Origin of the sequence: uncultured Campylobacter sp. (assembly GCF_905373215.1) — a bacterium.
Taxonomy (GTDB): domain Bacteria; phylum Campylobacterota; class Campylobacteria; order Campylobacterales; family Campylobacteraceae; genus Campylobacter_B.
Genome location: NZ_CAJPRT010000011.1, coordinates 17120 through 41829 on the forward strand (window position 1 = coordinate 17120; position 24710 = coordinate 41829).

Consider the following 24710-nt stretch of genomic DNA (forward strand, 5'->3'; position numbering starts at 1 on the left):
GGGAAGTAATGAAGAAAAACGAGTTGAAATTTTACAAGAAAATTTTAGAAGAAAAAAGAGAGCAACTCATCGCCAATATTAATAGCTCTGTAAATGAAATTTCGGAATTGCGCGAAAATAAAGCTGCGGATGATTTTGACGTAGCGAGCATGAATACGGATTTAAGCATCGAATACTCGCTAAATGTTAATCAACAAAAGGCGTTTTTAGAGATCGAAAGCGCGCTTAAACGTATCGAAAACGGCACTTATGGGCTTTGCGAGAGCTGCGGCGAGCAGATAAGCTTAGAGCGTCTTAAGGTAAATCCGGAGGCGAGATTGTGCATTTCGTGCAAGGAACAGGCGGAAAAGCAAAATAGGAGTTAGCTATGAAAACCAAGCAATTCTTTTTATATTCGATCGTCTATATCGCAATCGTCGCGATTTTAGTTTTTACGCAGCAAAGCAGTAGTTATACACTGGGGCTTTTCGGTTTTACGCTTACGCTTCCTGTGGCGGTGTGGATCGTACTGCCGTTAATTTTATATATGATTTTGGCGATTTTTCATATCGTTTTTCATAGCTTTGCGTTTTACCGCACAAAAAGGGCGATTGCAAAGGATCTAAGTGCATACGATGCGATGAGTAAAGAGGTTTTGCTGGGTCTTGATACCAATAAAGACTTTAAAACCGAGTATTTTAAAGACCCGAGCGAGCTTACTAAAATTTTATCTCCGTGGTACGATAGCACCGGCATAGATGTCAAAAATGAGGATCTAAAAGAGGTCATAGGCGTTATCGAGAAGGTTAAAAACGGCGAAGTGGCGGATCTGCGAAAATATAAACTTCCTAAAGATAACGGACTATTTTTGCAAAACGAGCTCAATCGCCTCGACGCCGAGCCTGCGTATGCGTATGAAATTTTAAAAACTAAAGGCGTTTATAGCGAAAATATTACTAAAAAAGCCTATGCCGTAGCGCTTGCCAAAGGAAGCTACGATAAGATCAAAGCCTATAAAATTCCTCAAGATATAGCCGAGGTAAATATTTTAGTGGATCGCGCGGTGAATGACGCGAGCTTTGAGATCAGTAGCGAGGAACTTTTTGATCTCGTAAATAATGAAAAATTTAGCGAGCAGGATTTTATCGGCTTTGCTAAAAAGCTAAAAAATCATCTCGCTCCAGAGCAATACAAAGCCTTTTTCGAGCGGCTCAAAAACGAGAATCAAGAAGCGACCGAGGCATATCTGTACGCGCTATATGAGCTTGGCATGATCGACGAGTTTAGAGAGCAGCTAAGTCTTGCCGACGGCGACGAGTTTGAGAAGTTTAAAATTCTACTATTTTTGCGTGACAACGGCAAAAACGTCCCTGCGTCGCTGTTATTTTAGCTCGGTAATTTTACGAGTTCGTTTTATGCGGGTAAGAGAGGCTGCTTTTTACGATCTGCGCGGCTATCAAACACAGCCTGCGCGATAAAATTTAAAGTGCGGGTAAAATTCCAACTCGCGCAAATTTGAAATTTTAGAATTTATCGAAAGAATTAATGCGTACAAGCGGTAAAATTTAAAAGATTTGTTTGTGTAGTGCGCGCGTAAACGGATTTTGCATTTACGCGATGAAATTTAGAATTTAAACATAAAGCGCAAGACTTGCTAGCCAAATAAAAGTGCTGAAATTTTAAAATCCGCGCGGCGTTTTGCAAGCTGCTTGCTTCGTATCGCTACGCAAATAAAATTGGTGGCGATCATCCTTGCTGCCGTTTTGCCACCACTCAAATTAGCTAAGCTTAAAAATAAAATTCGCGCCTAAATGCGAATACGTAGCCTATGAAATTTAAAATTTTAAAGCTCGTGGCAAAACCCACTGCAAGCGTTGCGGCGTTAAATTTAAAGGTTTAAATTCAAACGAAATCAAAATAAGAAATTTAAAATGACGGAAGATTTTTTTAAAAGGGACCCCCTATTTTTGGCGCCTTTGGCGGGCTTTTCAGATCCGCCGCTGCGGGGCGTAGTGAAAAAATTCGGCTGCGACGCGACCGTAAGCGAGATGATAAGCGCAAATGCCCTTGTTTTCGAGGACGAAAAGACGCTAAAGATGCTCGAAAAAAACGCCGCCGAAACCCCTTTTTTCGTGCAGATTGCGGGTAGCGATGCTGAAATTATAAAAAAAGCGGTTTTGCTCATCAATAAATTTGACGGCATCGACGGCATCGATCTAAACTGCGGCTGCCCCGTCCCTAAAGTCGTAAAGCAGGGAGCTGGCTCGGCGCTGCTGCTTGATCTGCCCCGTCTATCGCTCCTGGTCGAGACTATCAAAAAGTATTCGAACAAAAAATTTACGAGCGCGAAGGTACGGCTGGGCTTCGGCGCCGTGGATATCGAAAATATCGCTCGCGCCGTACAAGGCGCAGGAGCCGATTTTATCGCGATTCACGGGCGCACCAGAGCGGGCGGATACAGCGCGGCGGTGGATTACGGCGCGATCGCAAGAGCCAAACGCGCGCTGCAAATCCCCGTGATCGCAAACGGCGACATAAACTCCGCCAATGCACCTGCAGTGCGAGACCTTAGCGGCGCAGACGCGCTGATGATCGGTCGCGCGGTCATCGGCAGGCCGTGGATCTTTCGCGAGATCAAAACGGGCGAACAGGCAAGTGACGCGCTAAAAAGGGAGGTCGTGCTCTATCATTTCGCTCAAATGCTAAGCCATTACGGTAGCCACGGCGTAGCGATATTTCGCAAGCATCTGCACGAATACTCCAAGGGGCGCGAAAATGCCGCAAGCTTTCGCGAGCAGATCAACCACGTCGCCGCCGAGAGCGAAATGACTCGGCTAATCGAGGAATTTTTTAGTTAAATTTAGAATTTTAGGAACTCTGATGATTATTTTAAAAATTATAGCCTGCGCGTTTTCGATGGGTTTTTGCTTGATGTGCATTTCAAGTTTAATGGGTTTTTTTATAGGGCAGATTTTTGACACATCTAGCGTCCGGTTTGACGATCCCTTGGAATGGCTACAGCAGAAGTGCGTATATTTCCTATTTTTGTGGATATTTTTCTGCGGGATTTGCGCAATACTTGCCGCAAAGTTAAAGGATTTTGGTAAGCTCACGGATTTTTTCGTAAATTTATTTTTGCCTACAGCAGCGGTTTGGATACTATCGCCATTTTTGGGGATGATGATTGTGGCGCTGATTGTTTCAGATTTGCATCTTGCCACGTTTTATTCCTCATTGCTTAGCGCATTAATATTTATCGTTCTTTTTATGATCGTCGTAGCCGAGGTCCTAAAGCAGATTTATCCGCCCAAGTCCTAACGCGCGAAATTTTAAAATTTAGCGCAGAGCTTTTATCTACCGCTTATATCGCAGCTCGCGCGTTAAAAGGCGAGGGCGTTAAAATTTAAGGAGAAATTATGCAAAATATCTACATCATCGGCGACGTGCACGGCTGCTACAGATCGCTTTTGGCGTTAATAGAGCAGCTGCCGCATAAATTTGATAGTAAAATTTGCTTCGTTGGCGATCTGATCGACCGAGGCCCTGCGAGCGCGGATGTGGTGGAGCTAGTGCGCACTCGCGGATATGACGCGGTGATGGGCAATCACGAAAAGCGCTTTGTGGGCAACGCAAAAACTGCATTAAGGTGCGCAAAGACGGGCAAATTTACGAGCTCAAATGACCTCTACGCATTTTTTAGCCTGGATGAAAGCTGGCTATTTAATAACGGCGGTGAGTCGACGCTAGCGTCGTATTATCGTCACGGAGGCGTGAAGCAATGCAAGGAGCATCTGCGGTTTGTCTCGCGGCTGCCGATTTACTTGGAGTATGATTTGCGTGATGAAAGCGGTCGCGCCCTCGTCGTATCGCACTCCGCAGTGGGTCGCGCGTGGGGGATCAGACACGATGCAGAGCGTGCGAAAAGCTTCACAGCTCACGTGCTAAGCGGACGCGGAGACGATAGCGCAAATGATGGAATTTTTAACGTCTACGGGCACACGCCGGTAAAAAAGCCCGTCATTACGGAATTTAGCGCAAATATCGATCTGGGCTGTGTTTATAAAAAGCATTGGGGCGAGAAGGCGAGGCTTTGCGCGCTGGAGTTTCCCTCAAAGAAAATTTTTACGCAGGAGTGCATAGATTTTTGAGTTTGTATCAGACCCATGCAGATTAAAATTTAAATTTAAGCGGGCTGTTTGAAAGCGAAATTTTAGAATTTAAAGGCGCGTTCTTGCAGCTCCCGTCGCGCAGTCAGGTCGCGTTGAAATTTTAAATAATATCCCTTAGCTTGCGTGCTTCATACATCCACGCCTCAAGCTCGTCCCAGCGCTCGTCACGAATCATCCCCACGCAAATTTCAAGCTCGTTTTTAAAAGCATCGATCGCGCCTAGCAGGTTTGTGCGGTTTTGCTTAAAAATATCGACCCACATCTGCGGCGAGCTTTTGGCGATACGGCTCATGCCCGAAAAGCTACCTCCGGCTAAATTTATGATATTGCGGCGATTTTCCTCTTTTAGCACGCTGTTTACGAGCGAATAGCTGATCGCGTGGGGCAGGTGCGAGATGAGCGCCACGTGGTGATCGTGGCTTTTTGCGTCCATAAATACGATCTTCATCCCCGCGAACGAAAAAATTTCGACCGCTCGTTTGATATGCACTTCATCCGCGCCGTGATCGTCGCAGATAACGACTACTGCGCCGTTTAAAAGCTCTTTAAACGCCGCTTGCGGGCCGGAGTTTTCGGTACCAGCCATTGGGTGAGCTGCGATGAAATTTCGTCTGATCTGCGGCGGGCAGTTTTGTAAAATTTTAAATTTCGTGCTTCCCAGATCGATGATCGTCGTTTCGCTTCTGCAGTCGCTTAGTTCTTGCAAGGTCTGTAAGATCGCCTCCACGGGGATTGCGAGAAAGATCGCATCGCAGCTTTGCTTCATCTGCTCCAGACTTAAAATTTCATGCACGAGCCCGAGTCGCAGAGCTTCTTTTTCGTTTTCGCGGCTGATGTCGCAGCCGTAGACGGCGCTAATGATTTTGGTGCTTTTTAGACATAGCCCAAGAGAGCCGCCGATGAGACCCAGACCGATAATTCCTATCTTCATAAAATTCCTTTTTGATATATGCAAGTTTTAATTTTAATGTGGTATTATACGCAAATTATTTTCGTTTTTAGGTAAAATTTTATGAAAAAAAGCGTTTTTTTACTCTTAGTAGGCGGGATTTCCGTGGCGTGCGCCGCACAGATCAAATCCATTAAATTTGAAGGTCTTAGACATCTCTCTCCACAGGTCGCACAGCAAATTTCGGGGCTTAAGGTGGGCGATGAGCTTAACGGCGAAAACACCAATGCTGCGATTTCGAAGCTATTTGAGCAGGGCTATTTCAGCGACGTTTATATCAGCGAACAAGGCGGCGCGGTCACTATCAACGTAACCGAAAAGCCGACTATCGCCAAGGTCGAGATCAAAAACGTAGTGACCAATGATCGCGATAAGATCAATGAGCTCATCGGCTTGCGTCCGGGTCAGGTTTACGACGAAGTGGCTGCTAAAAAAGCAGAGACCCGCATCAAGCAATACTACGAAGTCAAGGGCTTTTTCGACACCGTGGTGGAATTTTATCCAAAGCCGATAAACGACGATAAATCGGTCATCTTGCTAACGATCGAGGTAAATCGCGGCGAAAATATCATCATCGATAAGGTAAATTTAGTAGGCGCAGACAAGCTCGACTATGATGATATAGAGCCATCCGTTGCCAATAAAGAACGCGAGATGCTGGGCTGGATGTGGGGCTTTAACGATGGCAAGGTAAAAACCGCCGAGCTTCCTAACGACGCAAATAGAATTCAAGAAGAATATTATAAAAAAGGCTACTTAGATGCGCAGGTTTCTGCGCCGCTACTTAATGCCGATATGGATAATTACACTGCTGATCTTACCTACTATATCAGCGAGGGCGAGCAATACACCGTAAGCTCCGTAGATATCGAGTATCCTGCAGATATAATCAAGCTTGATAAAGAAAAGGTTTTGGACGATTTCAAGCTTCAGAAGGGCGATACAATGAATTCCGAGCGTTTGCGCCGCGATATGAATACGCTAGAGACTTTAGTCGCGGATCAGGGATACGCCTATGTGCGTATCGTGCCTAAGACTAAGCAGGACAAAGAAGCTCGCACGGTCGCTATCACGTATCAAGTCATCCCTGAGGATAAAGTCTATATTAGAAACGTAACGATCTCGGGTAACGATAAGACCGAGGATAAGGTCATTCGCCGCGAGATGTATCTGACCGAGGGAAATTTATATAGCAAAACCGACTACAACGATTCGTTAAATTCTTTAAAACGCACGGGGTATTTCGATGAGGTGGAGATTAAAGAAAACCGCGTTTCTAACGATCAGATCGATCTTGAAGTCGCAGTCAAAGAAGCTCCTACAGGCTCTATCACGGGTGGTATCGGATATGGCAGCGAGGATGGAATTTTACTTAGCGGTGGTATCAGCGATCGTAATGTATTCGGCACCGGCCTTCACGGCGCGTTCTCGGTTGAAAAGAGCGACGATCAGTTAAGCGGACGCTTGAGCTTAACTAATCCTAGAGTGTTTGATTCTGAGTATAGCTTGGGCGGATCGATCTTTGCCAACGATTACGACTGGGACGATTACGATGAGAAATCTTACGGATTTTCAATCACGGGCGGTCGCAAGATTGGGCGCAATACCGATGTAAGCCTTACATATTATCTAGAAAAAAGCGAGATTAAGGGCTTAAACGAATATTACGCCAAAGCGGGCTATCTGGATGGCAAGAATTTAAAAAGCTCGATTATCCCGTCTATCACATACAACAGCACCGATGATTATTACTTGCCAAGAAGCGGTATGATCGCAAGTGCTAGTTTAGAATACGCGGGTCTTGGCGGCGATATGGACTACACCAAGGCGCGAGGATCGTTTAACTACTACTTTGGCTTGCGAGATTATATCGATCACGACATTATCTTTAGATACAAAGCTGCAACGGGCTATATGTGGGAAGGTAATAAAAAGATCCCGATCAACGAAAAGCTATTCCTAGGCGGAATGAAAAGCATTAGAGGCTACGAAGGTCGCAGTATCCCGAAAAAAGAGATTTGCTTAAATGCAAATAATTGCCGCTATATCGAGACGGGTGGTATGCAGAGCTTCAATAACTCCTTTGAGCTAAGCTTTCCGGTGGTCGATAGGCTTAAAATGCGCTTTGTAACGTTTTTTGACTACGGAATGATCGGCGATCATGACTGGAATGAAGAGGAGCGCTACAGCACGGGTGCTGGTATCGAGTGGATGACGCCGATGGGGCCTTTGCAGTTATACTTCGTCAAGCCGCTTAATAAAAAACCGCACGACGACACAAATAGCTTCGAATTTAGCATCGGCGCTAGATTTAATTAAACGCGGCGACTTGCGAACGCTGTGGCGTGCGTAGAATTTTCTACTGCACGCCTTAAAATTTAGTAACGCTGCAATTTTGACTTTTCTTGTCGCGCTAATTTGCAGCCGAATTATTGTAGGCGGGTTGAGCTAAATTTTAATTGGAATTCCGCTCGGCTTAGGATGAAATTTAAACGCGTAGCTTGCTTTGAATTTTTTAGAATTTTATTTATCAAGATAGTTTAGAATTTCATTCGTATGGTAAAATTTTAAGCACAAGAGTTCTAAAAAATCAATACAAGCCATTAGCATAATTTAAAGAAATTCTATATTGAAATTTTAAAGATTACGATATAGACGATAAACTCCGCTTTGTTGTGCGCGGAATTTCACTGCATAGGATTTAGCGCGCCACTGAATTTTAAAGCTCATAAATTTTGAGATTCTAAAATCGCTAGAATTTAAAATTTTAAATCGCCTCGTAAATCGCTAAAGATTTGCGTTAAATTTTGCCTCGCTTTACCGATAATTTAAGTTAAGCTTGTAAAATCGCGCTCTAAAATCATATCAAAGGCTCTTTTATGCGTAGAAATGGCAATGGAACGAAGCTTAAAATTTTAATATTTCTTATTATAATATGCGCTTTGGTTTATGGAATCTTTAGAATTTTTACCTCGCCTAAATTTGAAAAAAATCCTCCGCAAATTGCGCTGGAAAATGAAATTTATTGGAATTTAACCTCGCCCTTGAAGATTAAAATTTCAGACGATACCGGCATTAAGCTCGTTCGCGTTAATTTAAACGACGGAGCCAGCACGATACCGCTACTAAATGAGGAGCTGAACGTTCCGCAAACGACGCTAGAGCTTGCCGTGCAATTTCCTAAAAATTTGATGCTTAATAAAGACAAAAACTACAAGCTCGAGGTTTTTGCAAACGACATTAGCTCGTGGAATTTTGCGCAAGGAAATAAGAGCGTAAAAACGGCAAATATAATAATAGACGACAAAAAGCCCCTCATAAATATCATCAATCAATCCTATAAAATCACCAAAGGCGGTAGCGCTGTAGTTGTATTTTCGGCAAAAGACGAGCGCCTAAACGAAGTCTATATCAAAACCAACTATGGCAAAATTTTCAAAGCGATTCCTTTTGTAAAAGAGGGCTATTATGCATCTCTCGTAGCGTGGCCTGCAAATTTAGACGAATTTCGCGCAGAAGCGGTCGCCACCGATCGTGCAGGCAACGAAAGCATTTCGCAGATCAAATATTTTTATCAAGACAAAAAATATAAGGTCTCTACTATCAAGCTAAATCCAGGTTTTATTAACGGCAAAGTAAGCGATCTGGCTAGCCAATATGCGCAGAATTTTAACTCTATGAGCGATCTGGAGAAATTTAAGTTCGTAAACGAGACTCTGCGTAAGAAAAACGGAGATGATCTGCACGCTGCTACTAGCGCGGTGCACGAGGATAAAATAAATGGATTTGAGCTAAAGCCTTTTTATCCGCTTGCTAAAGGCGCAGCGGTAGCAAGCTTTGCCGATCATCGGATATTTTTTATGAACGACGAACAAGTAAGCGAGTCATGGCATATGGGGCTCGATCTAGCAAGCGTCGCAAATGCCGATATCAAAGAGAGTAACTACGGTAAGGTAGTTTTCGCGCAGGAAAACGGAATTTTCGGATTAAATTTAGGAATTTACTATGGCTTTGGATTATACGGCATCTACGGACACTGCTCGGCGACGCAGTTAAGTGTGGGCAGCGACGTAAAGCCGGGCGACATTCTAGCACAGACGGGCTCAAGCGGCTTTGCTTTTGGAGATCATCTGCATTTTGGCATCGTAGTTCAGGGTGTGGACGTAAGACCCGAGGAGTGGATGGATCCTAAGTGGATGAAAGATAACATTACCGATGTCTTAGAATCGTCCAAAAAAGTAATAGAAAAAGGTAAGTAAATTTTAAAATTTTCGCTATAATGCGCGGGTTAATGAAAACGAGGATAGAAATGAGACAGACAACGATAGCTAAGAAAGTCCATAACGTCGGCATCGGGCTACACAAAGGTGAGCCTATCAGACTTACGTTAGAGCCTTTAGAGGCAGGCAGTGGAATCGTATTTTATAGAAGTGATCTTGGCGTTAGTTTTAAAGCCGAGCCGAAAAACGTCATAAATACGCAGATGGCAACCGTCGTAGGAAATGAGAAGGGCTATATATCAACAATAGAGCATCTAATGAGCGCCATTAATGCCTATGGTATTGATAATATCCGTATTATCGTCGATGCTAACGAAATTCCTGTGATGGACGGAAGTTCGGCGAGCTTTTGTATGCTTTTGGACGAAGCGGGGGTAAGAGAGCTTGACTCGAATAAAAAAGCCTTCATCATCAAGCGAGCTGTAGAAATTCGCGAGGGAGATAAGCTCGTGCGCCTAAGTCCTAGCAAGAGCCCTAAATTTGATTATACGATTAAATTTAGCCATCCGCTCATCGGTACTCAGCACCATGTTTTTGAATTTAGCAAAAAAAATTATCTCAAAGAAATTTCGCGCGCTAGAACTTTTGGGTTTTTGAAAGATGTGCAAGCGCTGCGCTCTATGGGGCTAGCTCTAGGCGGCAGCTTAGAAAACGCCGTCGTAATCGATGAGAATAAAATTTTAAACCCCGAGGGTTTGCGCTTTGAAAACGAGTTCGTCCGCCATAAAATTTTAGATGCGATCGGCGATCTTGCGCTCGTGGGCGCTCCGATTTTGGGCGATTATACGGCGTTTGCGGGAAGCCACGATCTAAATCATAAACTAACTTTAGCGGTTTTAGCCGATGCGAAAAATTTCGAGCTAGTAGATCTTACCGCCGAGGTTGTGCGCGAATATCAAAAAGTCTTTGCTTAAGGCTGCAAAATCAAAGAGGTTGAAATTCTAATTGCCGCCCTTAGCGCTCCATGCTTGCTCGGCGTGTATGAAAGCGGCGCCAAGATAGCGGAATTTAAAAGCAATGAGGGCGAAAAAGCCGATAAATTTCTGGTCGCTAAATTTAGCGAAATTTTAAAAACTTATAAAATCAAAGAGCTCATCTACGCAAATACTCCCGGCAGCTTCATGGGCATGAAGGTAAGCTACGTGATATTGCGCACGCTTAGCATCGCTCTTGATGTGCCGCTGTATGCCATTAGTGGCTTTGAGCTAAGTGGCTTCGGGCCGATCAGAGCGAATAAAAACTTCAGCTACGTTTACGAGTGCGGCGAAATCAGGATGAAAAAATGCGCCCCTGCCACGCTATCTTTGCCGCAGGATTTATCGGTTTTAAATAAAAGCGATGATATACTTCCAAATTACATCATAGAAGCGGTTTAGGAGAAAGCTTGATTATAAGAATTCCTGCGACGAGCGCAAATTTGGGCCCCGGTTTCGACGCGCTCGGCCTTAGCCTAGGGCTATTTAACGAAGTAGAGATTACCGAGCAGAAGTTTTTTTGCGTATCGCTTAGCGGCGAGGGCAGCGACAGAGCGTGGCTAAAAAAGGGCAACGCTTTTTTGAACATTTTCAATGAAATTTACAGAAAACTAGGCGGCGGACAAGAGATAAATTTTAAATTTGCTTTTCACAACAACATCCCGTTTTCGCGCGGGCTGGGCAGTAGCTCGGCCGTGATCGTAGGCGCTATCGCAAGCGCTTATAAAATTTGCGGTTTTGAGATCGATCGCGCTAAAATTTTAAACACGGCGCTGGAATATGAAAATCACCCCGATAATATCGCGCCCGCGACGCTCGGCGGCTTTGTCAGCAGCGTCGTGGACGGCAAGACGGTTCGTACGCAAAAATGTGAAATTTCGCAAGATCTGCAAGCGGTCGTCGTCATCCCCGATACGCCGATGCCTACGAACGAATCTCGCGGCAAGCTGCCTAAGAGCTTTTCGATCAAGGATTGCGTTAGCAACCTCTCGCACGCGGCGTTTCTGACCGCTTGCTTTATGCGACGCGACTACGACAGCTTGCGCTACGCCTGTATCGATAAGATGCACGAGCAGATGCGCATGGGTGTGCTTCCGCAGCTTTTTGGGGTGCGCGAGATCGCCTATGATAACGGCGCGCTTATGAGTTCGCTCTCGGGAAGCGGCTCAAGCTTTTTAAATTTAGCCTATAGATCCGACGCTGCAAAGCTTAAAGCCTGCCTTAGCGAAAATTTTAAAAACTTCCGCGTCGAAATTTTAGATATCGACAACGGCGGCTTTAATATTGACTAAGAAAAATAAAGATATAATCGCATGAGCGAACCGATTAGGATGTGTGTTATTTGCAAGGGGCGCTTCGCCAAGCGCGAACTCCACGCCTTTTTGCAAAATTTTAAAAATATAAGCTCAAACAGACAATTTTATATTTGCGACGGTTGCATAAATCAAAAAGAGAAAATTTCAAAATATCTATCTAAATTTGCGTCTAGCGCAGATTTGGGACATATCAAAGAGAGGGTTTTAAATGGGTGTTCTGATTAAAGATATCGCGGACGAGCTTGGATACGCAAGCAAAGAGATAATCGAAAAGGCGCAGGAGATGGGCTTTAAAAAGGTAAAAACCGCGTCGAATAAAGTAAGCGAAGAGGAAGCTGCAGCTATTTACGATTATATTCAGACGGGAATTTTGCCGGGGAAAAAGTCAAAGCCTGCGAAAAAAAGCTCTGAAAAAGCGCAAGAAGACGAGAATAAGCCCGCTAAAAAACAGAGCGAAACTAAAAAAACCGCTAAAAAAGAGAGCCCTAAAAAGGCGGAAAGCTTAAAAGCTTCCGAATCCAAAGAGTCTGCGCAGAGCGCCAAAGAGCCTAGCAAAGAAAAAGCGCGTACGCAAGAGCCCGAGGCAAAAACCGAAAAATCTCAAAATCAAAAAGAAGAAATTTCCTCCGCCCCGCAGGAGAAAGAGGAGAAGCAAAACGCCGCTTCAAAGCCCGCTTCGGTGCAGATAAATAGCGGCGATAGTATCGCTAGCGAGAGCTTGCAAAAGCGCCGTGGCTTAGTCATCGTAAAAAAGAAAAAGAAAGTTCAAGCCCCTGCGACACAAGATAGAATCGAGCCTAGGCGCGAAAAGATAAGTGCGAGTTTGGAGGCGATCTTTTCAAATGCTGAACTAAATTTGAAAAAGAAAAAGATCGAAAAGAAAAAAGCTCCCGCGGCTAAAAAAGAGGACGCCCTTAAAATCGACATCATTCCTGATCACGAGATGGCGGATATCGTCATCGAGGACGAAGACGTCGTGGTAATGCCCGATTTCACTGTCAAACCAATTCAGACCGAAAATCGCACCAAAAGTAAAAACCAACCTAATATTTATCGCGCCTCGCAGAATCAAATTTTTAGTAGCGAAGGCGGCATAAGTCGCGGCGGTCGCAAAAAGCATAAAAAGGCCCCTCGCGAGCGTGATAGCGAAATCGTAAGCTCGGTAAATATCCCGAAAGAGATTCGCGTTTACGAGTTCGCCGATAAGATCAAAAAGCAGCCTAGCGAGATCATCGGCAAGCTATTTGCGCTTGGAATGATGACGACGAAAAACGACTTTTTGGACGAGGACGCGATAGAAATTTTAGCAAGCGAATTCGGCATTGAGGTAAATATCATCGATGAGGCGCAGGAGTTTGACTATATTAAAGCTTACGAGGACAGCGAAGGCGAAGAAAATTTAATCGCTAGAGCGCCTGTCATCACCATTATGGGACACGTCGATCACGGCAAAACGAGCCTGCTTGATTATATACGAAACTCGCGCGTCGCAAGCGGCGAAGCGGGCGGCATCACGCAGCACGTAGGCGCGTATATGGTCGAGAAAAACGGCAGGAAGATCACCTTCATAGACACTCCTGGTCACGAGGCCTTTACTTCGATGCGCGCGCGCGGAGCCGAGGTTACTGATATCGTAATCATCGTAGTGGCCGCAGACGACGGCGTTAAGCCTCAGACTAAGGAGGCTATAGCGCACGCCAAGGCTGCAAACGTGCCGATCATCATCGCGATAAACAAGATGGACAAGCCTAACGCCAATCCCGATCTCGTAAAAACTGGGCTTGCAGAGCTTGATATCATGCCTACCGAGTGGGGCGGCAGCTACGAGTTCGTGCCGATCTCCGCAAAAACAGGCGACGGGATCGAAAATTTATTAGAGATCGTGCTTTTGCAAGCCGATCTTTTGGAGCTCAAAGCCGATCCTAGCAAGCAGGCTAAGGCAACCATCATAGAAAGTTCCCTTCAAAAAGGGCGCGGCGCCGTTGCCACCGTCATCGTGCAAAACGGCACCCTACGCGTCGGCGATACCGTCGTAGCGGGTATCGCATACGGCAAGGTGCGCGCGCTTAGCGACGATAAGGGTAGAGCGCTAAAGCAAATTTTACCGGGCGAATGCGGCGTCATCATAGGCCTTAGCGAGGTTCCGGGCGCGGGCGAGACACTGATCGGCGTTTCAAGCGATAAGGAAGCGCGCGAGTACGCGAGTAAAATTTACGAGCATCAGCGCCAAAAAGAGCTTAGCAAATCGACCAAGGTCACCATCGACGAGCTAAGCGCCAAGATCGCCGAAGGCTCGCTAAAAAGTCTGCCCGTGATTGTCAAAGCCGACGTCGCGGGCTCGCTGGAGGCTATCAAAGCAAGCCTTGAGAAGCTTCGCAACGACGAGGTCAAGGTCGATATCATCCACAGCGGCATCGGCGGTATCACGCAAAACGACATCGCCTTAGCAAGCGCTAGCGAAAACTGCGTGATCTTGGGCTTCAACGTCCGTCCTACGGGCGAGATCAAAGAGCTTGCCAAGGAGCGCGGCGCGCAGATTAAGACCTACAACGTCATCTACAATCTCATCGACGACATCAAGGCGCTTTTGGGCGGCCTTATGAGCCCGATCATCAGCGAGGAGGCCTTGGGCCAAGCCGAGATCAGGCAGGTCATCAATGTGCCCAAGATCGGGCAGATCGCAGGCTGCATGGTTACCGACGGGCTCATCGCTCGCGGCGCGAAGATCCGCGTCATCAGAGAGGGCGTCATCGTTTTCGAGGGCAACGTCAGCTCGCTCAAGCGCTTCAAAGACGACGCCAAGGAAGTCGCCAAGGGCTTCGAGTGCGGCGTAGGCATCGAGGGCTACGACGATATGCGCGTGGGCGATTTTATCGAAAGCTACAAGCAAAAAGAGGAGCAGGCTACGATCGACTAGCGCTCGCGAAATCCGCATGAGCATTCGCTTCGTTTGCACGGCTTGCGGCTAAATTTTAAGCCTCAATTGCGCTTTGAAATTTTATGCTCGTAGAATTTAAGCGTGAAATTTCGCCTTTTAAATTTAGCGGTGGAGCGCGTGAGCAAGGCTTTAAATTTTGTCGTTTTCTGCGTGAGGCTTTGTCGCGTAGCGTCAGTTTTGAAATTTTAATGTTTAGACTTTTTGCGGCGCGGCTTTGCGATCAAATTTTAAATTTACGCCGCTTACAGGTTGCGAATTTTTCGCGCGACTTAAATTTTAAATTTAATCGCAAAGTTGAAATTTTAAAGCGGCAAAATTTAGATTTCGCGCGGCATTGAAGCGCTTTTAAAATTTAAGATAAATTCTAAAGCGACGCAGTGTGGGAAAAACAGCAGCGCGAAGAATAGCGCGGCGCAGGCGGCACAAAATGACGCCGCAACGGCGCACGGAACTGTGCGGCGCCAAGACGGGCAGCGTGGCAGCGAATATAAGGAGCCATAACTAGCAGAGCACGGCGCAGAATAGCATCGTGTCTTGGCGCGGAAATATTTCTGCGGTAGCGGTGCAATTACGCGACGAGCTTTTGTATGCGAGCCATGAAATTCTCGCGTGATCTGCGTTTAAAATTTAAGCGCGGAGCACCGGGCTAAATTTAAAAGCAAAATTTTAAAAAGCGCGGCGCCGCTTGCAATATCTGCGTGCAGCAAACCGCTCAGAATTTAAACGGACGTTCCGGCGCATCGCAAGCCGCGTCAAATTTAAACAGACCGCGTCGCCGCGAGACGGACGCTCCGCTGCGACAAAGCAATAAAATTCCGTCATCGCAAGACGCAAAATAAAATTTCATCGCCGCGCAATCTGCGGCGATTTAAGATAGCGAGGTAAAGATGAATCCGACCGAACTCAGAAGACTGCGCACGCAAAGCGTACTAAAGCAGCTCATCCCCGAAGCGCTCGCGAGCCTTGAGGACGAGCTTTTGCGCGGGCTGTGCGTCACCGACGTGGAGTGCAAGCGCGGGCGCTACGACGCGTTCGTCTATCTGGACAAAAACGCCTTCGACGAGCGTGAGCAGGAATTTGTGCTCGAAAAGCTCGGCCGCGTGGCGAGATATTTGCAAAACTTCTGCGCCGAGGCGGAGGGCTGGTACCGCTGCCCCGCGTTTCACTTCAAATTTGACGACCGCTTGGAGTATCAAAACAAAATGGACGATCTTTTTGACAAAATAGAGGAGGAGCTGCGCAAAAATGGTTGATTTAGAGGCTTTGGCGCGCGAGTGCGGCGTGCAGCTTTACGACGTGGAGACGGTGAGCGAAAACGGCAGAACGATCTATCGCATCAGTATCACGAAAGCGGGCGGCGTGGGGCTGGATGACTGCGAGCGGCTATCGCGGCTGCTTTCGCCGATTTTTGACGTGGAGCCGCCGCTTGAGGGCGAGTGGACGCTGGAGGTCGGCTCGCCCGGGCTTGAGCGCAAGCTAAGCAAGCCGCAGCATTTCGCAAACTCCGTGGGCGAGCTGGTGCGCCTAAGCTGCACGGACGGGCAGAAGCTAAGCGGCGAGGTGCTAGGCTGCGAAGGCGGCGTGCTTAGGCTGCGCACGGACGACGGCGAGGTAAGCGTGCGACTTGACGAGATCAAAAAGGCGCGAACCTACGTGCAGTGGTAGTGGCGGAGTTTTTAAAATTTTGCATGTAGGGCTTTGGGGTGTGGTGTTTGAGAAGCATAGACTTAAATTTCAAGCTAAAGCGGCGAGGCTAATTTGGATTTGCATTGCTTTTTGCGCGCTTTTAAATATTGCGTCTATCGCGAGCGATGCACGGCTCGCGGCATCTTGCCTCGCTTTTTAATTTGGCGCGCGATATTCGGTGCGTCTTTCAAAAACACATACCGCGCGCAAGCCTTTTGCGGCTTAGGTTTGCGATTGTCGGCATCGGTACGAATGTGTCGCTACGGACAGAGTGAAATTCGATAAGTATTAGCCTTTCGCGCGGATGTGCCCGCAGCACCACCGCCTTGTTGCGTCGCATGGGCACACGGCGCGTTAAATTTTTAGATTTCTTTAAAATTTGCCGCTACCGGTCGCTCTTGATCTCTCGCGGCGCTCGGCGCAAAATTTTAAAATTCCGGCGCCGCTTGTTTGTTTTGAAATTTCAGATTGCACCGACAAGAAATAAATTTCACGCCACCGAGTGGTGCTTTGAAATTTCGGATTGTACCGCTAAAAAGCAAGCTTCGCGGCGATTTCTGCTGCGTAAATTTTAATTCACATGCCGCGCGTGCCGTTTTTGAAATTTCATGTTGCGTCGCTAAATGATAAGTTTTGCGCGATATTTGCACGTTGCTTTAGAATTTTACGTCGCACCCGAAAGCGGCTAAATTTAAAATTTACGCGCTGTTTTGACGGGGTAAAATTTCAAACCTTTTGCTGCAAAGCAGAATTTTAAATTTTACGCTTTGTCGTAAATTTAGATTTTACCGCTCGCGACAAATACTGCCTCTGCGAGTTTTGCAGCGCCTACATTACGAATTACATCTGCAAGCACGGTTTAATCGCAAAATCGGCTAAGCGATCACGGCGGAGCGGGATAATTTAAATTTTGGATTTTGTATGAACGACGAATTTTACATGGATTTGGCGCTGCGGGCTGCGTGGCGCTATCAGGCTCTGACGCTGCCCAACCCCGCCGTGGGCTGCGTGCTTCTGGATAAGAGCGGCAGGGTTCTTGGCATAGGCGCACACAAAAAGGCGGGCTTTTTGCATGCCGAGGCAAACGCCGTTTTCGCCGCGCTGTGCGATCTGGATGCAAATTTCGCGCAGGATTTCGCTTGCGAATACGCCCATAAATTCGGCGTTAAATTTCAAAATTTAGAAGCCCTAAAAAGCGCGCTTTTGCAGCCGAGCTTCACCTATGATTTTATCTTAAACCGCCACGGCGGGCTTTTGCGCGGCGCTTGCGCCTACGTCACGCTCGAGCCCTGCGCGCACCGCGGCAAGACCCCGTCTTGCGCCGAGCTTTTGGCACAGCTCGGGCTATCGCGCGTGGTAATCGGCGCGTGCGATACGAACGCGCAGGCTGCGGGCGGCGCGGAAATTTTACGCCGTGGAGGCATAGAGGTGAAATTTGACGTTTGCCATGCCGCGGCAGCGGAGCTTGCGGAGCCGTTTTATTTGGCGCGCGAGGGCGGCTTTTGCTTCATCAAAATCAACGCCACGCTAAACGGCGCAGTACATGGGCGGATCGGTAGCGAGAAGCAGCGCGCGTTCGTGCACGAGCTACGTGGCGTGTGCGATTACGTAGGCGTGGGTGGGCAGACCGTGCGCGCCGACAGACCGACGCTGGACGTGCGCGCGGCTAAATTTGATGAAATTAGCGCCTTGGTGGGCAGTGCTGATATGTTGACGCTAGACGCGTGCGCCGCGCCGCAAAATCTAAAGCTGCGCGCGCCCGACGTTTGGATATACTCGCGCCGCGCACTTTCGGATTTTGATGCGAGCATTCCGCTTTTCGGCGTCGAAGGGCGCAAGGTGGAGGTCTCGCGCTCGCTGCCCGCGGACGCGAAAATCACGATGATAGAGGCGGGGGCGAGTTCGTTTGACGAGTTTGCGCAGTTTGCGAGCCACGCGCTTATTTTTTACAGCGCGCAGATGAGGGACGCGGGAAATTTTAGAGCAAATGCCGCGCTACGGCCGCTTTTCATCTCTAGTGCGGGTGATCCGCATCTGGAAACGAACGAATTCTACGGCTGGTTTAAAATTTTAAAGTAGAGCAAGATAGTACTGTAGCTGCAGAAATAGTATTTTAATCAAAATCTTGTGTTTGCCTGGTAAAAAGCAGTAGCGACTTTAATACCTAAAAACTCTTTGCTATTATCGGTATAATTACTAAGAGCGCGATTATAAGCAGTACTATCAATAGTGCTTTGTCAATTTTGTAGTGTCTTTTGCTACTGCAATTTTGCAAAAATTTCCCCAGCTCATATTCGCTGCTCTTGAATAGCCAAGCTGTCCAAATTATCCCTAAAAATAGACACATTGCTGAAAATGCCGCATTTGACTTTTGCCATACGATCGTACCGAAAATCATAAATAAAGATAGTATGTTTACGATGAATATACCTATCGTCGCAAATGCGATGAAAAATATGAAATTTAGCTTGCGATCGATACCTTTGACGTAAAAATCGCTCAAACTACTGCTGATGTAAAAGGCGAATAGCTCAAGAATCGCCGTCGTAAAAGGCAGGCGAATATCGCCCGGAAATAAAAAATAGCCCTTCAAAAAACCTATTACATCGAGGCCCGAGAGCATTGTAAGGTGCCACGAAGCAACGTAAAATGAAATCAAAAAAACTGCCAAAAAGACATTGCCTAAAAGAAACTTGTAAATTAGGTATTTTATGTTTTTGCGCACCTTGGCTCCCTGAAATTTCGCGAGATTATACGGCAAATTTGCTTTTAACAGGCTCAAATCGGCAGGAAAATTTGATGAGTGAAATTTAGCCAAAATTTTGATGCGTAGTTTAAATTTGCGGCTCTATTTACAGCTCAATTCGCGGTGCGAAATTTTAAATTTTAGCGGCGCGATGCACTTGGCTAAATTTAAAAATGTAGCGCGCGTTGTGTCGTTTCCACGCTATTAAAATAGAAGGCGTTTGGCTAAATTTAAAACCACTCCGTGTGTTCGATAAATTTCGTCGCATTTGCCAGCGCAGGTATGTTATAAGTCCAAAGCTTGGGCTTTTCAAAAGGGGTGTAGATATTATTCAAATACAAAGCTAAATTTACGACAAGCAGTAGAAAAAATATATAATTCTTTTTCATAAAAGGAAAAGTGGCGCAAACCAAGACTACTATCAAATTTAATGCGATAAGAAAACTAATGTAATTAATATCTATAAAGGCGCAAAGTAAGCCTAAAATCGCGATTAATATATCTCTTTTCATAACCGATTGCCGTCCTTTTTAATTCTTGCAATTATAGTGCATAGGTTTAAATTTTGATAAAAAGTATTCCGTGCTTAAAATTCCGTCGCGCTGCGCGAACGATATACGCCTATTAAATTTAGCGCAGACGGACGAAATTTAAACGGCGCGCTTAGCTTTATTTGGATTCAAAAACGATAAAGTTTAGCCATATTATTACGCCTATAAGCAATAAAATAGACGATAGTGCTTCGTTGGCATTCCAGCGCCTTTTTAGACTAACGATTTGTAAAAATTTGCCGAGCTCGTAATTACTTTTGCGAAATGAAAATGCCGTAGAATAGGTGCCTATGAATAATATCGCGGCAGATAATATCGCTACTAGTTTTTTATCCAGATCCAGACCGAATAGCATAAAACCGAATACTATGATATAAGTAACGGCGGTAAGCGCCAAAATTCCTATCGTCGCAAAGGCGATGAAAAATATAAAATTTAGCTTGCGATCAACCTCTTTGACGTAAAAATCGCTCAAACTGCTGCTGACGTAAAAGGCGAATAGCTCAAGAATCGCCGTCGTAAAAGGCAGGCGAATATCGCCCGGAAATAAAAAATATCCCTTCAAAAGGCTCATAACATCAATATTTGAAATATTTTCAATATGCCACGAAACAACGTAAAATGAAATCACAAAAATGGCTAAAAATACGTTACCCAAAAGAAACTTGTAAATTAGGTATTTTATGTTTTTGCGCACCTTGGCCCCCTGAAATTTCGCGAGATTATACGTCAAATTTGCTTTTAACCGGCTCAAATCGGCAGGCAAATAATGAGTAAAATTTAGCCAAAATTTTAATGCGTAGTTTAAATTTATGGCTCTATTTACAGCTCAATTCGCACGTGGAATTTTAAAATTTAGAAGCGTGGTATGCTGGCTAAATTAAAAATGTAGCGCGCTGTGTCATTTCAGTGCTATTAAAATGAAAGGTGTTTGGCTAAATTTAAAACCACTCCGTGCGTCCGATAAATTTCGCTGCATTTGCCAGCCTGCCTTTTCTGTCAAATTTAAAATTCCATAAACGCGTATAGGCGCCGTTTTGAATGATGCGGCGATCTGCTACGTAAAATTCTACTATTTTGCACGTACAGCGCCTGATTTTGAAATGGCGTCCGCAGGGCGAAATTTTAAAATTCCGCTATGCGAATGGATTTAAAATTTCATAACAGACACAGAATTTTAAAATTTAAAATCTCAAAATTCTAAAATTCCGAAATTTCGCGGTGCGGGCAAATTTAAAATTTAAAACTCAAGCCAAATTTTAAATTTTAAACCGAGCGGAATTCCAAATCCAAAAATTTAATGACTATGCCCCAAATGCCCGCCATCGCCGCTTGATCTTACTTCGCAGATGAGCTCGCCGTCGCATTCGTTCTCGCTGCTTTCAAGCTGTAGCGTCGTGTGCGTGATGCCCAGATGTTCCATTTCGTGCGATATTTCGCGCAAGATCCGCTCCGCCTCGTGCACGCTTAGCTCGCCGCTGACCACGATGTGAGCCGTGAGCGCGTTTGCGCCGCTCGTGATACTCCAGACATGCAGGTCGTGCACCGAAAGCACGCCGTCCACGCCCCTGATCTGCGCGACGAGCCCGTCTAGGCACACGCCCTTTGGCGAGCCCTCCATCAGGATGTTTAGGCTGTCTTTTAGCACGCCCCAGCCGCTTTTTACGATTAGCGCGGCCACGAGCACGCTAGCCGCCGCGTCCGCCCAGCCCCAGCCAAAGCACATCATCAGCAGTGCCGCCGTGATCGCGCCCACCGAGCCCAGGGCATCGCCCAGTACGTGTAGGTAGGCGCCGCGCATATTGATGTTTTCTCTCACGTCGCCGCCGTGCAGCATGTAAAGCGCCACAACGATGTTTACGGCAAGACCCAGCGTGCCGATGGCGAGCATGCCCGCGGTGGCTACTTCGGGCGGGTTTTGAAAGCGCCGCGTCGCTTCAATGACGATCAAAACGGCGATCACGACGAGGACGAGAGCGTTTATCGTCGCGGCTAAAATTTCGATCCGCCTGTAGCCGAAGGTCTTTTGCAGGTTGCCTTTGCGTTCGCCGAATTTAAACGCAAACAGCGAAAGCCCGAGCGCTGCGGCGTCTGATAGCATGTGCCCGGCGTCCGAGAGCAGGGCGAGCGAGTTCGTCGCCAAGCCGCCCGCGACCTCAACCAGCATAAAAGCGGATATCATAAGGAAGGAATTTCTCAAAACGGTTTTATTTGACGCGTGTGAATGCGCGCAATGGGCGTGGTTTTCGTGCATTTTAAACCTCGTTTTTCGGCAAATTTTAGGTACATTATACCCCAAAAAAGCGCTTAAATTTTATCTATATCGCCTTCTGGCTCGGCGCTTGTGCGCTTTCGATGTCTTTAGCTTGTTAAACTTCCCCTATCAGCTTCGGCGCGTCATTTAAGCTAATTGCGAGCGTTTTAAATGCGCTATTTTGCATAAAAATCCTTCGGTTAAAATCGCGCGGATTTTAGCTGATTTTAAAATTCGCGTCAAGTTTTTTGAAAATTTTTGCTGTAACTCTTGACATTACAACAAAATTTGACTATACTTCGCTCATCAGTTGTAAGTTATAGCATTACAACAAAAAAAATCTAAGGAGACAAAGATGTCAAACTACAAGATCGTTTCAACGAAAAGCGAACCGAGAGTCGAGCTAAAAGAAGCTCTAGGCTTAAGCGGCTGTGAGCTTTCTATCAATGAGCTTCCTGCAAACGTAAGCGTGCCTTTCGTGCATTCGCACAAGCAAAACGAGGAGCTTTATTTGGTGCTAAAAGGCGGCGGCACGCTCTTTATTGACGGCGAGGAAAAGGCGGTCAAAGAGGGCGACGCGATCCGCATCGATCCGGCGGGCAAAAGATGCTTCAAGGCGGGCGCGCAGGGGATGAAATTTATCTGTATCCAAACTAAACGCGGCAGCCTGGAGCAGTACACTAACGGCGACGGCGTGATAAACGACGATGTAAAGCCAAGCTGGCTGTAAAATTTCGCAAGACAAGCGCGTGGCAAAGCGCGGGCGTAAAATTTAAACTGCGTAGCGCGGCAAGACGCACTCTGCGTGGCGGGCGCATCGGCTGCAACGACGGCGATAAATGGTCGTATGAGAGAGTGTATCGGCTGCGGCGGCAACTAAATTAGCTTGCAGCAGCGATAGGTGGCTGCGTCAGCAAACAAAAATCTAAATTTAAAGGATAGAAAATGAAAAAAGTAGCAATCATCGGAGCAAACGGAAAATCAGGCAGCGCGCTAGTCGCGGAGGCGCTAAAGCAGGGCTACGACGTAACGGGCTTCGCGCGAAACAAAGAGTATAAAAACGGCGCCATCAAGCTCGTGCACAAGGACGTTTTTTGAGCTTAGCAAAGCCGATTTGGCGGGCTTTGACGTCGTCATCAGCGCGATCGCTGTATGGACGCCGCAGACCTTCCCGCTTCACGCGAAAATGACGCAGCACATCGCAGAGCTGCTAAGCGGCACGCAGACTAGATTTTTCGTCATCGGCGGCGCGGGCGTGTTATACACAGACGCTTCACGCAAGACGCGCCTGATGGATACTCCGAGCTTTCCGGCTGAGTATATGGGCGTAGCCGAGGCGACTGCGGCGAGCTACGAGGTGCTAAAAGCGAGCAAAGATTTGATCTGGACCTACGTGATCCCTGCCGCGGAATACGACGCAAACGCCGCTCGCACAGGCTCATACGTCCTCGGAGGCGACGAGCTGATCCTAAACGGCAAGGGCAAAAGCTATATCAGCTACGCAGACCTCACACTCGCCGTAATAGATGAGATTGGGGCGCAAAAATTTATCGGCAAACCGTTCACGGCGGTCGGCGAATAATGCGGCTTTGCCGCGCGTAAATTTTAAACCGCGCGGCACGGCAAAATTCTAACGTAAATTTTAAATCGTATAGCGCGGTAAAATTCGAACGCAAATTTAAAATTTAGTGGCGGAGCTGAACTCGAACTAGAATTTAAAATTTAACGGCGACGGTAGCGGTGACCGCGGTGCTAATGACGGCGGCGATTGTGTTTGCGATAACATCGGCAGCGATTGTATTCAAATAATAGCGGCGGTGGCGATAGCAGCGATTGTATTCGCGACAACGGCAGCAGTGGTAGCGGCTGCAATGATGGTAGGCGACAGCGGCACGGGTGGCATTAGTAGCAGTCGTATCACAGCGGGCGGCAGTAAGAATATAATGAACGACGTCGCGGCGATTGCAATAACGGCTGCAAAGATAATGAGCGATGGTAGCGTAGCGGCAAGCGGCAATAGCGTTCGGCTGTAAATATAATGAATGGTAGCGGCGAAGTAGCAACGACGGCGACAATAGCGACAAAGATAATGCAATGGTAGTAGCGACGATAGTGGTAGTGGCGGCGACGAGACGGGGATGATTGCGCTATCGGTATAGGCAACGCGCGGTTCGCTATGTCGCGGATGAAATTTAGGCGTGATTAAATTAATATCTAAATTTTAAAAAATCGCCTAGCGAATGGAATTTCGGAACGATTAAAATTTAATATCCGAATTTTGGAAAGATCGTTTGGCTGATAAAATTTAGACACGATTAAATTTGAGATTAGAATTTTAAGGAAATCGCCTAGCGGATGAAATTTTAGCGCGATCTGAAATTTAGCGCCCGAGTTTAAGGAAAATTTCGCTTAAATTCTAAAACTCAGATTCAAATCAAGGAGCGAAATGCAAGTAGGTATCAAATTTTCACTCGCCGTTCACATCATGCTTTGCGTCGCGTATTTTCGCAAGGAGAAGGTCACGGGCGATTTCGTCGCCGCAAGCTCGGGGATAAACCCCGCCATCGCGCGCAAGCTGATTTCGCAGCTGAAAAACGCAGCCTTGGTGCTCACGACCGCGGGCGTGGGCGGCATCACGCTGGCTCGCGACGCACGGCTCATCACGCTTTTAGACATTTACGAGGCGGTGAGCGAGGAGGACGCGATGTTTCGCCTGCACAAAGGCTCGCCTAGCGCCTGCCCCGTAGGCGGCAAGATCGAGGCGGTACTCGCGCCGCGCTTTGCTCGCATTCAGAATGATTTTAAAAAATCCCTATCCAGCGTGAGCTTGGCGGATCTGCTGCAAGATCTGGGATAGCCTTTTTAAAT

The 24710-nt window shown here is 46.7% G+C and carries 25 protein-coding genes; 20 read left to right on the forward strand and 5 right to left on the reverse strand.

Going from position 1 to position 24710, the window contains the following annotated elements; all coding sequences use genetic code 11:
- Positions 1 to 8: 8 nt before the first annotated feature.
- The 5 genes from dksA (at position 9) to QZ176_RS06600 (ending at position 4127) form a co-directional block, all read left to right on the forward strand.
- The gene (dksA, locus tag QZ176_RS06580) at positions 9 to 365 is read left to right on the forward strand and encodes an RNA polymerase-binding protein DksA (protein ID WP_005872423.1); all 357 of its coding nucleotides are present in this window, start codon (positions 9 to 11) and stop codon (positions 363 to 365) included.
- Between the two features lie 2 nt (positions 366 to 367).
- Positions 368 to 1369, forward strand: coding sequence for a LapA family protein (locus QZ176_RS06585; RefSeq protein WP_291935720.1), 1002 nt, complete (start codon positions 368 to 370; stop codon positions 1367 to 1369).
- A 541-nt stretch (positions 1370 to 1910) separates the two neighbouring features.
- Complete coding sequence (locus tag QZ176_RS06590) at positions 1911 to 2837, forward strand: tRNA-dihydrouridine synthase (RefSeq protein WP_295152160.1); 927 nt, start codon at positions 1911 to 1913, stop codon at positions 2835 to 2837.
- A 22-nt stretch (positions 2838 to 2859) separates the two neighbouring features.
- Complete coding sequence (locus tag QZ176_RS06595) at positions 2860 to 3297, forward strand: hypothetical protein (RefSeq protein WP_295152162.1); 438 nt, start codon at positions 2860 to 2862, stop codon at positions 3295 to 3297.
- Between the two features lie 98 nt (positions 3298 to 3395).
- Positions 3396 to 4127 (forward strand): metallophosphoesterase, encoded by a 732-nt coding sequence (locus QZ176_RS06600; protein WP_295152164.1) that lies wholly within the window; start codon positions 3396 to 3398, stop codon positions 4125 to 4127.
- Positions 4128 to 4248: 121 nt separating this feature from the next.
- Here QZ176_RS06600 and QZ176_RS06605 read toward each other — a convergent pair whose 3' ends face one another.
- A complete protein-coding gene (locus QZ176_RS06605) occupies positions 4249 to 5079 on the reverse strand; it encodes a prephenate dehydrogenase (protein WP_295152166.1) in 831 nt (276 codons plus the stop codon).
- An 81-nt stretch (positions 5080 to 5160) separates the two neighbouring features.
- Between QZ176_RS06605 and bamA the strand changes: the two genes are divergently transcribed.
- From bamA to ribD, 10 genes are all read left to right on the forward strand, one after another.
- Positions 5161 to 7416: an outer membrane protein assembly factor BamA gene (gene bamA, locus QZ176_RS06610; protein ID WP_291935735.1), complete on the forward strand. Its 2256-nt coding sequence runs from the start codon at positions 5161 to 5163 to the stop codon at positions 7414 to 7416.
- Between the two features lie 560 nt (positions 7417 to 7976).
- Positions 7977 to 9356, forward strand: a complete 1380-nt coding sequence (locus QZ176_RS06615; protein ID WP_295152168.1) for a M23 family metallopeptidase — start codon at positions 7977 to 7979, stop codon at positions 9354 to 9356.
- Between the two features lie 50 nt (positions 9357 to 9406).
- Complete coding sequence (gene lpxC, locus QZ176_RS06620) at positions 9407 to 10291, forward strand: UDP-3-O-acyl-N-acetylglucosamine deacetylase (RefSeq protein WP_295152170.1); 885 nt, start codon at positions 9407 to 9409, stop codon at positions 10289 to 10291.
- Positions 10292 to 10354: 63 nt separating this feature from the next.
- Positions 10355 to 10753: a glycoprotease gene (locus QZ176_RS06625; RefSeq protein WP_295152172.1), complete on the forward strand. Its 399-nt coding sequence runs from the start codon at positions 10355 to 10357 to the stop codon at positions 10751 to 10753.
- Positions 10754 to 10761: 8 nt separating this feature from the next.
- Positions 10762 to 11643, forward strand: coding sequence for a homoserine kinase (gene thrB / locus QZ176_RS06630; RefSeq protein ID WP_295152174.1), 882 nt, complete (start codon positions 10762 to 10764; stop codon positions 11641 to 11643).
- A gap of 21 nt (positions 11644 to 11664) precedes the next feature.
- Positions 11665 to 11892, forward strand: a complete 228-nt coding sequence (locus QZ176_RS06635; RefSeq protein WP_040304108.1) for a hypothetical protein — start codon at positions 11665 to 11667, stop codon at positions 11890 to 11892.
- Positions 11876 to 14584 (forward strand): translation initiation factor IF-2, encoded by a 2709-nt coding sequence (infB, locus tag QZ176_RS06640; RefSeq protein ID WP_295152176.1) that lies wholly within the window; start codon positions 11876 to 11878, stop codon positions 14582 to 14584. Before QZ176_RS06635 ends, infB begins: the two co-directional genes overlap by 17 nt.
- Before the next feature lie 908 nt (positions 14585 to 15492).
- The gene (gene rbfA, locus QZ176_RS06645) at positions 15493 to 15858 is read left to right on the forward strand and encodes a 30S ribosome-binding factor RbfA (protein ID WP_005872391.1); all 366 of its coding nucleotides are present in this window, start codon (positions 15493 to 15495) and stop codon (positions 15856 to 15858) included.
- Positions 15851 to 16270: a ribosome maturation factor RimP gene (locus QZ176_RS06650; protein ID WP_295152178.1), complete on the forward strand. Its 420-nt coding sequence runs from the start codon at positions 15851 to 15853 to the stop codon at positions 16268 to 16270. Before rbfA ends, QZ176_RS06650 begins: the two co-directional genes overlap by 8 nt.
- 942 nt (positions 16271 to 17212) lie before the next feature.
- Positions 17213 to 18370 carry a bifunctional diaminohydroxyphosphoribosylaminopyrimidine deaminase/5-amino-6-(5-phosphoribosylamino)uracil reductase RibD gene (ribD, locus tag QZ176_RS06655; protein ID WP_295152180.1) on the forward strand — a complete coding sequence of 386 codons (1158 nt, stop codon included), beginning with the start codon at positions 17213 to 17215 and terminating at the stop codon, positions 18368 to 18370.
- 85 nt (positions 18371 to 18455) lie between these two features.
- On the opposite strand, the gene QZ176_RS06660 is transcribed toward ribD, so the two are convergent.
- From QZ176_RS06660 to QZ176_RS06675, 4 genes are all read right to left on the reverse strand, one after another.
- The gene (locus QZ176_RS06660) at positions 18456 to 19109 is read right to left on the reverse strand and encodes a hypothetical protein (RefSeq protein WP_005872386.1); all 654 of its coding nucleotides are present in this window, start codon (positions 19107 to 19109) and stop codon (positions 18456 to 18458) included.
- 158 nt (positions 19110 to 19267) lie between these two features.
- Positions 19268 to 19549, reverse strand: a complete 282-nt coding sequence (locus QZ176_RS06665) for a hypothetical protein (RefSeq protein WP_295152183.1) — start codon at positions 19547 to 19549, stop codon at positions 19268 to 19270.
- A gap of 157 nt (positions 19550 to 19706) precedes the next feature.
- On the reverse strand, positions 19707 to 20321 hold the full coding sequence (locus QZ176_RS06670; protein WP_295152185.1) for a hypothetical protein: 615 nt from the start codon (positions 20319 to 20321) through the stop codon (positions 19707 to 19709).
- A 564-nt stretch (positions 20322 to 20885) separates the two neighbouring features.
- Positions 20886 to 21842, reverse strand: a complete 957-nt coding sequence (locus tag QZ176_RS06675; RefSeq protein WP_295152186.1) for a cation diffusion facilitator family transporter — start codon at positions 21840 to 21842, stop codon at positions 20886 to 20888.
- Between the two features lie 355 nt (positions 21843 to 22197).
- Here QZ176_RS06675 and QZ176_RS06680 point away from each other — a divergent pair, with 355 nt between their 5' ends.
- From QZ176_RS06680 to QZ176_RS06700, 5 genes are all read left to right on the forward strand, one after another.
- The gene (locus QZ176_RS06680) at positions 22198 to 22572 is read left to right on the forward strand and encodes a cupin domain-containing protein (RefSeq protein ID WP_295152188.1); all 375 of its coding nucleotides are present in this window, start codon (positions 22198 to 22200) and stop codon (positions 22570 to 22572) included.
- A 215-nt stretch (positions 22573 to 22787) separates the two neighbouring features.
- Positions 22788 to 22940, forward strand: coding sequence for an NAD(P)H-binding protein (locus QZ176_RS06685; protein WP_295152190.1), 153 nt, complete (start codon positions 22788 to 22790; stop codon positions 22938 to 22940).
- A 16-nt stretch (positions 22941 to 22956) separates the two neighbouring features.
- The gene (locus QZ176_RS06690) at positions 22957 to 23424 is read left to right on the forward strand and encodes an NAD(P)H-binding protein (RefSeq protein ID WP_295152192.1); all 468 of its coding nucleotides are present in this window, start codon (positions 22957 to 22959) and stop codon (positions 23422 to 23424) included.
- A 289-nt stretch (positions 23425 to 23713) separates the two neighbouring features.
- Positions 23714 to 23875 (forward strand): hypothetical protein, encoded by a 162-nt coding sequence (locus QZ176_RS06695; protein WP_295152194.1) that lies wholly within the window; start codon positions 23714 to 23716, stop codon positions 23873 to 23875.
- 413 nt (positions 23876 to 24288) lie between these two features.
- Positions 24289 to 24699 carry an Rrf2 family transcriptional regulator gene (locus QZ176_RS06700; protein ID WP_295152196.1) on the forward strand — a complete coding sequence of 137 codons (411 nt, stop codon included), beginning with the start codon at positions 24289 to 24291 and terminating at the stop codon, positions 24697 to 24699.
- Positions 24700 to 24710 lie beyond the last annotated feature (11 nt).